8 protein-coding genes and 2 pseudogenes are annotated in these 9,816 nt (G+C 51.1%); all 10 read left to right on the forward strand.

Features of this window, described 5'->3' with window-relative positions; all coding sequences use genetic code 11:
• A pseudogene (locus tag JKK62_RS01660) lies at positions 1–542 on the forward strand (SAM-dependent methyltransferase); the annotation flags it as partial.
• A 1-nt stretch (position 543) separates the two neighbouring features.
• On the forward strand, positions 544–1,386 hold the full coding sequence (locus JKK62_RS01665) for an energy-coupling factor transporter ATPase (protein ID WP_201426677.1): 843 nt from the start codon (positions 544–546) through the stop codon (positions 1,384–1,386).
• On the forward strand, positions 1,383–2,252 hold the full coding sequence (locus JKK62_RS01670; RefSeq protein ID WP_201426678.1) for an energy-coupling factor transporter ATPase: 870 nt from the start codon (positions 1,383–1,385) through the stop codon (positions 2,250–2,252). The genes JKK62_RS01665 and JKK62_RS01670 overlap by 4 nt, the downstream gene beginning before the upstream one ends.
• Positions 2,246–3,058: an energy-coupling factor transporter transmembrane component T family protein gene (locus JKK62_RS01675; protein WP_201426679.1), complete on the forward strand. Its 813-nt coding sequence runs from the start codon at positions 2,246–2,248 to the stop codon at positions 3,056–3,058. Before JKK62_RS01670 ends, JKK62_RS01675 begins: the two co-directional genes overlap by 7 nt.
• Positions 3,028–3,792 carry a tRNA pseudouridine(38-40) synthase TruA gene (truA, locus tag JKK62_RS01680; RefSeq protein WP_201426680.1) on the forward strand — a complete coding sequence of 255 codons (765 nt, stop codon included), beginning with the start codon at positions 3,028–3,030 and terminating at the stop codon, positions 3,790–3,792. The genes JKK62_RS01675 and truA overlap by 31 nt, the downstream gene beginning before the upstream one ends.
• 12 nt (positions 3,793–3,804) lie before the next feature.
• Positions 3,805–5,130 (forward strand): DUF5711 family protein, encoded by a 1,326-nt coding sequence (locus JKK62_RS01685; RefSeq protein WP_201426681.1) that lies wholly within the window; start codon positions 3,805–3,807, stop codon positions 5,128–5,130.
• Complete coding sequence (locus tag JKK62_RS01690; RefSeq protein ID WP_201426682.1) at positions 5,127–5,801, forward strand: CvpA family protein; 675 nt, start codon at positions 5,127–5,129, stop codon at positions 5,799–5,801. The genes JKK62_RS01685 and JKK62_RS01690 overlap by 4 nt, the downstream gene beginning before the upstream one ends.
• Positions 5,802–5,822: 21 nt before the next feature.
• Complete coding sequence (locus JKK62_RS01695) at positions 5,823–6,413, forward strand: CDP-alcohol phosphatidyltransferase family protein (protein ID WP_201426683.1); 591 nt, start codon at positions 5,823–5,825, stop codon at positions 6,411–6,413.
• A gap of 92 nt (positions 6,414–6,505) precedes the next feature.
• Positions 6,506–8,827 carry an ATP-dependent Clp protease ATP-binding subunit gene (locus JKK62_RS01700; RefSeq protein WP_201426684.1) on the forward strand — a complete coding sequence of 774 codons (2,322 nt, stop codon included), beginning with the start codon at positions 6,506–6,508 and terminating at the stop codon, positions 8,825–8,827.
• 768 nt (positions 8,828–9,595) lie between these two features.
• Positions 9,596–9,816, forward strand: a pseudogene (locus tag JKK62_RS01705) (IS66 family transposase); the annotation flags it as partial.

Below are 9,816 nucleotides of genomic sequence, written 5' to 3' on the forward strand. Positions count from 1 at the left end.
AAAAAATCAGGAATGAAAACAGACCGCTCAAGGTGCTTAACCTCTTTGGCTATACCGGCTGCGCAACCTTGGCCTGCATGAATGCGGGAGCGATGGTTTGCCATGTCGACGCATCAAAGGGTATGGTGCAGTGGGCTAGGGAAAACGCCCAGTCGAGCTCGATTGCCGATTTGCCTGTCCGCTGGCTTGTTGACGACTGCGTAAAGTTTGTGCAGCGTGAAATTCGCCGCGGTAACCGCTACGACGGCATCATAATGGATCCGCCGTCCTACGGCAGAGGCCCGGGAGGCGAGGTCTGGAAGCTCGAGGAACAGCTTTTCCCGCTTGTCGATTTGTGCCGTCAGGTGCTCAGCAACAACCCCGTATTTTTCATTCTGAATTCCTATACCACAGGACTGTCGCCCGCCGTAATGGAATATCTCCTCGGCGTACAGCTTCAGCAGAGCTTCGGCGGCTGCGTTTCAAGCGACGAAATCGGACTAAGGGTGACCGACACGGGACTCGTATTACCGTGCGGTTCAACCGCTATCTGGGAGAAATAATATGTTCATATCAATCGAAAACGTGTTCTTCTCGTATGACAGCGTCGAGGACGGTCAGCCCGTCAAGAACGCCGTGGACGGCGTATCGCTCACCGTTGAACAGGGTGAGTTTGTGGCTGTCATAGGACACAACGGCTGCGGCAAGTCAACCCTTGCCAAGCATCTCAACGCAATGCTATTGCCGGACAGCGGCAAGGTGTATGTCGAAGGAGATGACACTGCCGACGAGAACAAAACATGGGAGATCCGCGAGAAGGTCGGACTGGTGCTCCAGAATCCCGACAACCAGCTCGTAGCGAGCATCGTCGAGGAGGACGTAGCCTTCGGCCCTGAAAATCTCGGAGTCCCGCCAAAGGAAATCCGCGAGAGAGTCGACAAGGCGCTCAAAGCTGTCGGTATGTACGAGTACCGTCTGCACGCGCCGTATAAGCTTTCGGGCGGACAGAAGCAGCGCATAGCGATCGCGGGTATTCTGGCGATTCAGCCTCAGTGCATCGTGCTTGACGAGCCGACCGCGATGCTCGACCCGAGCGGCAGGGAAGAGGTCATGTCGACCCTTATCCGCCTGAATAAGGAAATGGGTATAACGGTCGTGCTGATTACGCACTACATGGACGAGGCGGTATCTGCCGACAGAGTTGTCGTTATGGACAGCGGAAAGGTGCTCACACAGGGGACGCCCGGGGAGGTATTCTCGCAGGTTGAGCTGCTCAAAAAACACAGACTTGACGTGCCGCAGGCGGCGGAGCTCGCGTTCCGCTTAAAGGGCTGCGGCGTTAAAATAGACCGCATTCCACTCGACGAGGAGGAGTGCGCGCAAATGCTCCTGGAGGTGATGAAATGAGTCACATTCTCGAGCTGAAAAACCTGAGCTTTGTCTACGGTCAGGGAACTCCTTTTGAAAAAAAAGCGGTGGACAACCTCAGCGCAACTATCGAAAAGGGAGAATTCATCGGTATCATCGGCCACACGGGCTCGGGAAAATCCACCCTTGTGCAGATGCTCAACGGTTTGATGAAGCCCACAAGCGGACAGGTTCTGCTCGACGGCAGGGATATCTGGACAGAGCCTAAGAAAATCCGCGAGATCCGTTTCCGCGTCGGCATGGTGTTCCAGTATCCCGAGTACCAGCTTTTTGAGGACACGGTTTACAAGGATATCGCCTTCGGAGCGAAGAATAAGGGTCTTGAGGGCGACGCTCTGGACAAAGCCGTTCGCAGAGCTGCTGAATTTACAGGGCTTAAGGAAGAATTGCTTGATAAGTCGCCGTTTGATTTATCGGGCGGTGAGAAGCGCCGTGCTGCAATCGCCGGTGTAATGGCGATGGAGCCCGAGGTTCTGATTCTCGACGAGCCCACCGCAGGCCTTGACCCGATGGGCAGAGAGATTCTGCTCAGTCAGATTGTAAATTACCACAAGGAGCGCGGTGTGACCGTACTGCTTGTTTCACACAGCATGGAGGATATCGCGCGTGTAGCGGATAGGATCATGGTTCTGAATCACGGCACGCTGCACGATTTTGACAAGACAAAAAGCGTGTTTGCAAAGGGTGATGATCTGCGTAAAATCGGTCTTAAGGTACCGCAGATCACCCGGATTATGCAGACGCTCAGAGAGCGCGGCACCGATGTGCCCGACGGAGTTCTCACCGTTGACGAAGCGCTCGAGGTACTCTCCTCGATTCTCAAAAAGGAGGGTAAGATATGGTAAGAGACGTAGCCTTCGGACAGTATTTCCCGGGAAAAAGTCTTATGCACAGGCTCGACCCGCGCGCGAAGCTTGTCTGTTTTATAGCGTTTGTGGTGTTGATTTTCTTCACCTTCAATTACGCTTCCCTCGGTCTTATCGCCGCCTTCACGATTTTTATGATAGCGGCGAGCGGCGTATCGCCGAAATTCTACTTCAAGAGTCTGAAAGTGATTTTGTTCGTGGTGCTGATAACCTCGGTGCTCAATCTCTTTTACGGCTCGGGTGAACCGATATGGCAGTGGTGGATTCTGCGCGTAACGTGGAACGGCATCCACCGCGCGGCGTTTGTCACAGTGCGGATAATCTGCCTGATTCTGGCAAGCTCCTGCCTGACCTTTACCACCTCGCCGACAGAGCTCACCGACGCGATGGAGAGGTTGATGAAGCCGCTGACGGCAATACATTTTCCCGTTCACGAAATCGCGATGATGATGTCGCTTGCGCTTCGGTTTGTGCCGACTCTGCTCGAAGAAACCGACAAAATCATGCAGGCTCAGAAGGCGAGAGGCGCCGATCTGGAGTCGGGCGGATTCTTCAAGCGCGTAAAGGCGCTGATTCCGATTCTGATACCGCTTTTTGTTTCGGCGTTCAGACGCGCGTATGACATCGCGACCGCAATGGAGTGCCGCTGTTACCGCGGCGGAAGCGGACGCACGCGAATGAAAATCCTGCGCATGAGCGCGAGAGATATAATATCGATGATAACAACAGCAGCCTTGATCGGCGGAGTGATTGTATGCAACATATTCCTGACGAGCGTGATTTAAGAAATCTGCTTCTCACAATTTCATACGACGGCAGGCAGTTCCACGGCTGGCAGATTCAGCAGAACGCATATACGGTTCAGGAGGCTTTTCAGACCGCGCTTACGAAGATAATCGGCGAGGGCTTTGACCTAAAAGGCTGCAGCCGCACCGACACGGGCGTACACGCGAATATGTACTGCATCAGCCTCAAGACTACCCACCCGATTCCGCCGGAGCGGCTCAAGGCGGCGCTTAACCGCTGGCTTCCGCTCAGTGTAGCCGTAAATGACTGCCGCGAGGTCGGAACCGACTTCCACGCGCGCTACAGCTGCAAGAGCAAGGAGTATATCTACAAGATATGGAACAGCGAGGTTCGCTCTCCGTTTCTGGAGGGCTACGCGCTTCATTACCGATATCCGCTCGACGAAAAGCTGCTGAACGATGCGTCTCAGGCGTATGTCGGAAGACACGATTTTACCTCGTTCTGCACCCTCGACAACCGCGAGCAGGGCGATTTGACAAGAACGGTCAAGGCGTTCTCTGTAACGCGCGAGGGCGATATGGTTATCATGAGAGTAGAAGCCGACGGCTTCCTCTATAACATGGTCAGGATAATGGTCGGAACGCTTTTGCGTGTTGCGCAGGGAAAGTTCCGTCCCGATCAGATTCCCGAAATTATCGAAAGCCGCAGCCGCTCCTGCGCGGGGCCTACCGCTCAGGCGTGCGGACTGTATTTGAATAAAGTCAATTATTGACAGGAGTTCAATATGTTCAATAAAAGAAACGGACGGTACGCGGAAACTAAGCCGAATAAGGAACGCACCGTCATCAGCTATGAGGACATGCCTCTCGAGGATTACGAGCAGGAACGCACGAATATCTCTCCGAAGGCAGTCAAAAAAATAATCATTGCTGTGGCCATCGCGCTTGTGGCGGGACTTCTTGTTCTCGCCTTTGCGAACCGCGACAAGCTTTCTCCGGAAAACCTGTCCATGTGGTGGAGCTATGAGGTTCTCGGAAACGGCGGCAAGGGTTATCCCGTAGAGCTTGTCGGCTCCGAGGTCAAGAAGGGCAACTTCGCCGTAAACCAGAGCAGAGTCGCCTATGCTTCAGATACCTCGTTCGTCACTCTCAACTCCTCGGGCAAGGAGATTGCCAACGTTCAGCTTCGTTACTCAAAGCCTGTTATGAAGAGCGGCGAAAACCGTTTCCTCACCTACGGGCTGGGCGATACGGGCTACCAGATTCTCACATACGACAAGGAGCTTTACGCGGGAACCGCGGAAGGCGTGATTTTCACGGGAGATATCGCTCCTAACGGAAACTTCTGCCTTGTCACCGAGGGCAACGGCTTTCTCAGCGAGCTGTACGCCTTTGACCGGAATAACAACAGAATATATAAATATTCTTTTTCGGAATATTACATCAACTCGGTCGCGATAAACAGCGACGGCAGCGGCTGCGTTGCCTGCGGCATAACGAGCAACAACGGCGCGATGCGCACGGGCATATATGTGCTCGACTTCTCGAAGGAAGAGCCTGTCGGAAAGTACACGATTGAGAATGATTCGATTCTCGACAGCAGGTATATCAGCGGCAGGAGAATCGCCCTTGTCGGTGAAAACGCGTCATATGTCGTAAAGGTCGGCGAAGAGGACTACGCAAGCGTCAAATATGAGGGAAAGCTAACGAATTACTGCTTCAGTCCGTCGACCAGAAGCTATGCTATAGCCCTCTCAAAAAGCGGTGACGGCAGAAGCTGTACGCTCATAAGATATAACGATAACGGTGACGTTCAGACACAGATAGACACCGAAAAGGGCGCCGAGTCGTTCTCCGTATTCAAGGGTACGATGGCCGTTCTCGACGGCAACACAATCTACACCTTCAATTCGGAGGGAAATATAACCAACACCTGCGACGCGGGTACGGGCGCTACTGCCGTAACGCTGACGTCGGATTCCACCGCGTACGTTCTCAGTATCAACCAGATGCGCTACTTCGATCTTGCGAAGGTGACGGCGGAGATGGAGCGGCAGCAGCGCGAGCAGGAGAAGCTCGAACAGGAGCAGCAAAGTGAGGCGGGCGAATGATATCTGACCTGATAATCGCAGCGGTCATCATCGGTTTTATAGTTATCGGAGCAATTCGCGGCTTTGCGCGGACACTGCTGAATTTTGCGGGATTGGTGCTCAATCTTATGCTGTCGCATTTTCTTTCGGGAGTGATATCGGGCTGGATATACACAACCTTCATTCAGAAGGTTATCCTATCGAACCTCGAGTCAGAGATTGCCAAAAACGGTTTTTCCGAGGCGGTTGCCAACTCGATGAAGTCAGCTCCCGATTGGGTAAATACAATGCTCAATACCTTTTTCGCTCCGATGGGAGTGAACACGGGCAATCTGCAGAAGGGTATCATCATTGACGATACACAGGCACAGCAGCTTGCCAAAACAATCGAACAGCCTATGAGCGAGATAATCATCGCCGTGCTCAATATCATTGTAATGACAGTGCTGTTTTTCATTTTTATGATCATAATCAAGCTTATTATCAGGGCGATCCTCAAGTTCTTCCGACTATCCGCGCTCAGCGGAATAAATCATTTCTTTGGCGGTATTTTCGGCTGTATCGAAGGAATTGTGTTTGTTTGCCTTGCAATTAATATTTTTTATGTTATAATGACATACGCAAGCCCTGCGCTGACGGATAACCACCAGTATTTCGGTACGCTTTTCAGGGCGCTGTGCGTATATTTATAGGAAATATACAGGGTGATATTTATGAATAATGAAAGCTGGAGTTTCAAAATCTCCGATTTATGGACAGTTCCGAACCTGCTGACCTATCTCAGGTTTCTGCTGGTTGTGCCGTTTATGTATTTCTTTCTGCAGCAAAACTATATTGGTGCAGCGGTGTGCATCGGCTTTTCGGGACTGACCGATTGTTTTGACGGACTGCTGGCGCGTAAACTAAATCAGGTGACTTCTCTTGGAAAGATTCTCGACCCGATCGCCGACAAGCTCACGCTGTTTTCGGTGGCGCTGTGTATGATAATCTACTATCCCGCGATTCTGCCTCTTCTGGGGCTTTTGATGTTCAAGGAGATCACCATGCTGTTCTGCGGACTGATTCTGCTGATAAAGCGCATTACTCCGCCTCCCGCGCGCTGGTACGGTAAATTCGCGACCGTCGTATTTTATTTCTCGGTGGTCACAATAATCTTTTTGAAGGCAGTATTCTCCTACGAGAGCCTCACTCTTGTGACGGTACTGTTTATTCTGACAGCTCTTGTAATGCTTTTTGCACTTCTGAATTACTCGAGAATGTTCCTGCTGCTGATAAAGGAAAGCAAAGCTAAAAAAAATTCGTGACGCTTTTGTGAACAGACTTGCTATTTGTCGCGATTTATTATACAATAAAAACCTATAAGAACCTAACCAACAGATAATATGAGGTACTGACTATGATTTGCAGCAGATGCGGAAAACGGCAGGCGGTCGTTTTCGTTACAAATAATAATTCCAAGGACGCGCCGACGATCGGCTATTGCCTCAGCTGTGCCAAGGAGCTGAAAATCAAGCCTGTAGAGGACTTGATAAGCAAGATGGGCATTTCCGACGAGGATCTTGAAAACGTCCAGGATCAGATGAATTCCCTCATGCAGGGCGGCGACATCAACAGCCTGATGGAGCAGCTCGGCGCGGGCAATCTCGCTGAGCAGATGGAGGATTTCGCGGCTGAGCAGACCGGCAGCGACGACGATGATTTCTCTCACGGCGCGCCCGCGTTCCCGAATTTCTTCAATAATATCTTCGGCGGACAGAAGAACGATTCCCAGTCCGGCAACCCTAAAAAGCCCGAGAAGAAGGATAAGAAGAGAAAGCACATCAACCTTTACTGCGAGGACTTGACCCGCAAGGCGAGAGACGGCAAGATCGACCGCATTGTCGGCAGAGATACCGAAATCGCGCGTGTAATTCAGATTCTTTCCCGCCGAACAAAGAACAATCCCTGTCTTATCGGTGAGCCGGGCGTAGGTAAAACCGCCATCGCCGAGGGTCTAGCGCTCAGGATAGCTTCGGGCGATGTTCCCCAGCGCCTTAAGAATAAGGAAATCCAGCTGCTTGACCTCACCTCGCTTGTAGCGGGCACCCAGTTCCGCGGTCAGTTTGAAAGCCGTATCAAGGGTCTTGTCTCCGAAATTAAGGAGAGCGGCAACATCATTCTCTTTATCGACGAGGTTCACAGTCTTGTCGGTACAGGCGACAGCGAGGGAACAATGAACGCCGCAAATATCCTCAAGCCTGCTCTTTCACGCGGCGAGGTACAGGTAATCGGCGCTACGACCTTCAACGAATACAGAAAATACATAGAAAAGGACTCCGCTCTCGAAAGGCGTTTCCAACCCGTCAAGGTAGGTGAGCCGACAATTGCTCAGTCTATCGAGGTAATCGCGGGAGTCAAGGAATATTACGAGAACCATCACCGCGTTGTTGTTGATGACGACATTGTTCGCAAGACGGTAGTCCTCTCAGAGCGCTACATCACAGACCGCTTTCTGCCCGATAAGGCTATCGACCTTCTCGACGAGAGCTGTGCGTGCGCAGCTCTGAGGAACAAGGATCTTGAGCGCAGCGATAAGCTCAACGAGCAGAAGCAGAACCTTGTTCAGCTCAAGGAAGAGCTGACAACCGCCGAGAATGTCGACTATGAAAAGCTTGCCGAGGTCAACACCGACCTTGCTAAAATAGATTCAGAGCTTTCGGGCATTGATCCCGACAGCCTGATTTCGCACGTTACCGAAGAGGATATCGCCAAGGTAATCGAGCTGTGGACGGGCATTCCCGCGTCACGTATCCGCGAGAACGAGCTTTCGAAGCTCGCCGACCTCGAGGGAGAGCTCAAGAAGAAAATTATCGGTCAGGACGAGGCTGTGGAGGCTCTTGCTTCCGCAATTAAGCGAAGCCGCTGCCAGATTTCGCCGCGCCGCAGACCCGCTTCCTTTATCTTTGTAGGCCCGACAGGCGTAGGAAAGACCGAGCTTGTAAAGGTACTCAGCCAGCAGCTCTTCGATACACCCGAAACACTTATCCGCCTTGATATGTCTGAGTTTATGGAGAAGCACTCGGTGTCCAAGATCATCGGTTCACCACCCGGATATGTAGGCTATGACGAGGCGGGACAGGTTACCGAGAAGGTTCGCCGCCGTCCTTATTCCGTACTGCTCTTTGACGAGATCGAAAAGGCGCACCCCGATGTGCTCAATATCCTGCTCCAGATTCTCGATGAGGGAAAGGTAACAGACGCTCACGGCAGAGCCGTAAACTTTGAGAACACCGTCATTGTAATGACCTCAAACGCCGGCTCAGGCACAAAGGAAAGTGCTCTCGGCTTTGGAAAGACAATGGAGGACGCGTCCAAGGAGAAGGTAATGAAGGCGCTGTCCGATTTTCTCCGTCCCGAGTTTATCGCGAGAGTTGACGAGGTGATCGTGTTCAATAATCTCAAGTCCGAGGATTATGTAAAAATCGCGGGGCTCATGCTCGCTGAATACGTATCCACACTTGAGGAGAAGCATATTTCCTTTACATACGACGACAAGGCTTGCGAATATCTCGCTGAGAAATCCTGTGGCGGCAAGAGCGGAGCACGCGACTTGCGCAATACAATCCGCCGTGAGGTAGAGGAGAAGATCGCCGAGGCGATGATTTCCTCCGAGAACGGCAGCTTGTCCGCGATACACGTCACATCTGACGGAGAAGGACTGACGGTTCAGACTCTGTAAAATTTCAATATTCAAAGGTCGGCTTTTGCCGGCCTTTTTTGCGCTCTGAAAAGGGCGTTTTTTTCGCCGTTTGAGCGCAGGAGGGAAGAATACGCGTGATTATGATACTAAATTGTGAATAAATACAGAAAAAGCAAATTAATATTTCGGTATAACTGCCAAAGCAATCGCTGATAAATTGTATATAAGCAACATAAATTTTGTCGACTTGCTTTGTATAGAATTAATAATAAAATTCAATAAAAGCATGAAAAAACCCAAAAACTGTGTTGTGATAATTATAAATATTATAATTTAAAGTAATGTAAACTGAATAACCCAAAACCTCCGATAAATACTGACAAAACAGCGAAAATGTGGTATAATAAATGTGTATATTCCGCCGCGTGAGCACCACTTGCACGGAGTTTTAGCACCACGGTCACGCGGCTTTAGCACCACCCTTTACGGAGCTGAGCACCACCCTCTATAATTGATTTGGCACGCGTAAGCGTGACTAAATCAAAAAGGAGGGTGTCGAAATGATCGACTACCGAAACATTTTAAGACTGCACAGCGAAGGGCATAGTCAGCGAGCGATGGAGCGAGAGTTGTACTGCTCGCGTCACACGATCTCTGATGTACCTGATAAAGCGAAGAAAGCCGGAATCTCCTGGCCGTTGGGTGACGACGTTACCAACGAGATGATTCAGGAGCTTCTTTTCCCGGGAAAGTACGCTTTGGCGTGTCCTTTGGGTGCGATCTCTCGACCCCGTTATCGGCAGCAAGCTGGAGGACGCGGTAAATTATGCCTTGAACCAAGAGCAGTATCTGCGAGCGTTTTTGAAAAACGGCGAGGTTGAAATTTCCAACAACTTTGCCGAGAACGCGATCCGACCGTTTGTTATCGGGCGAAAAAACTGGCTGTTCTCCGACACCGTCAAAGGTGCCAAATCCAGCGCGATCATTTACAGTCTGATCGAAACAGCAAAAGCAAACGGTATAGAACC

It is taken from the genome of Ruminococcus difficilis (genome assembly GCF_016680995.1).

What these genes read in the sequence shown, in the direction of transcription:
- truA (WP_201426680.1), top strand. Translation starts at nt 3,028, where the DNA reads ATGCAACATATTCCTGACGAGCGTGATTTAAGAAATCTGCTTCTCACA.
- JKK62_RS01700 (WP_201426684.1), top strand. Translation starts at nt 6,506, where the DNA reads ATGATTTGCAGCAGATGCGGAAAACGGCAGGCGGTCGTTTTCGTTACA.
- JKK62_RS01670 (WP_201426678.1), top strand. Translation starts at nt 1,383, where the DNA reads ATGAGTCACATTCTCGAGCTGAAAAACCTGAGCTTTGTCTACGGTCAG.
- JKK62_RS01675 (WP_201426679.1), top strand. Translation starts at nt 2,246, where the DNA reads ATGGTAAGAGACGTAGCCTTCGGACAGTATTTCCCGGGAAAAAGTCTT.
- JKK62_RS01665 (WP_201426677.1), top strand. Translation starts at nt 544, where the DNA reads ATGTTCATATCAATCGAAAACGTGTTCTTCTCGTATGACAGCGTCGAG.
- JKK62_RS01695 (WP_201426683.1), top strand. Translation starts at nt 5,823, where the DNA reads ATGAATAATGAAAGCTGGAGTTTCAAAATCTCCGATTTATGGACAGTT.
- JKK62_RS01690 (WP_201426682.1), top strand. Translation starts at nt 5,127, where the DNA reads ATGATATCTGACCTGATAATCGCAGCGGTCATCATCGGTTTTATAGTT.
- JKK62_RS01685 (WP_201426681.1), top strand. Translation starts at nt 3,805, where the DNA reads ATGTTCAATAAAAGAAACGGACGGTACGCGGAAACTAAGCCGAATAAG.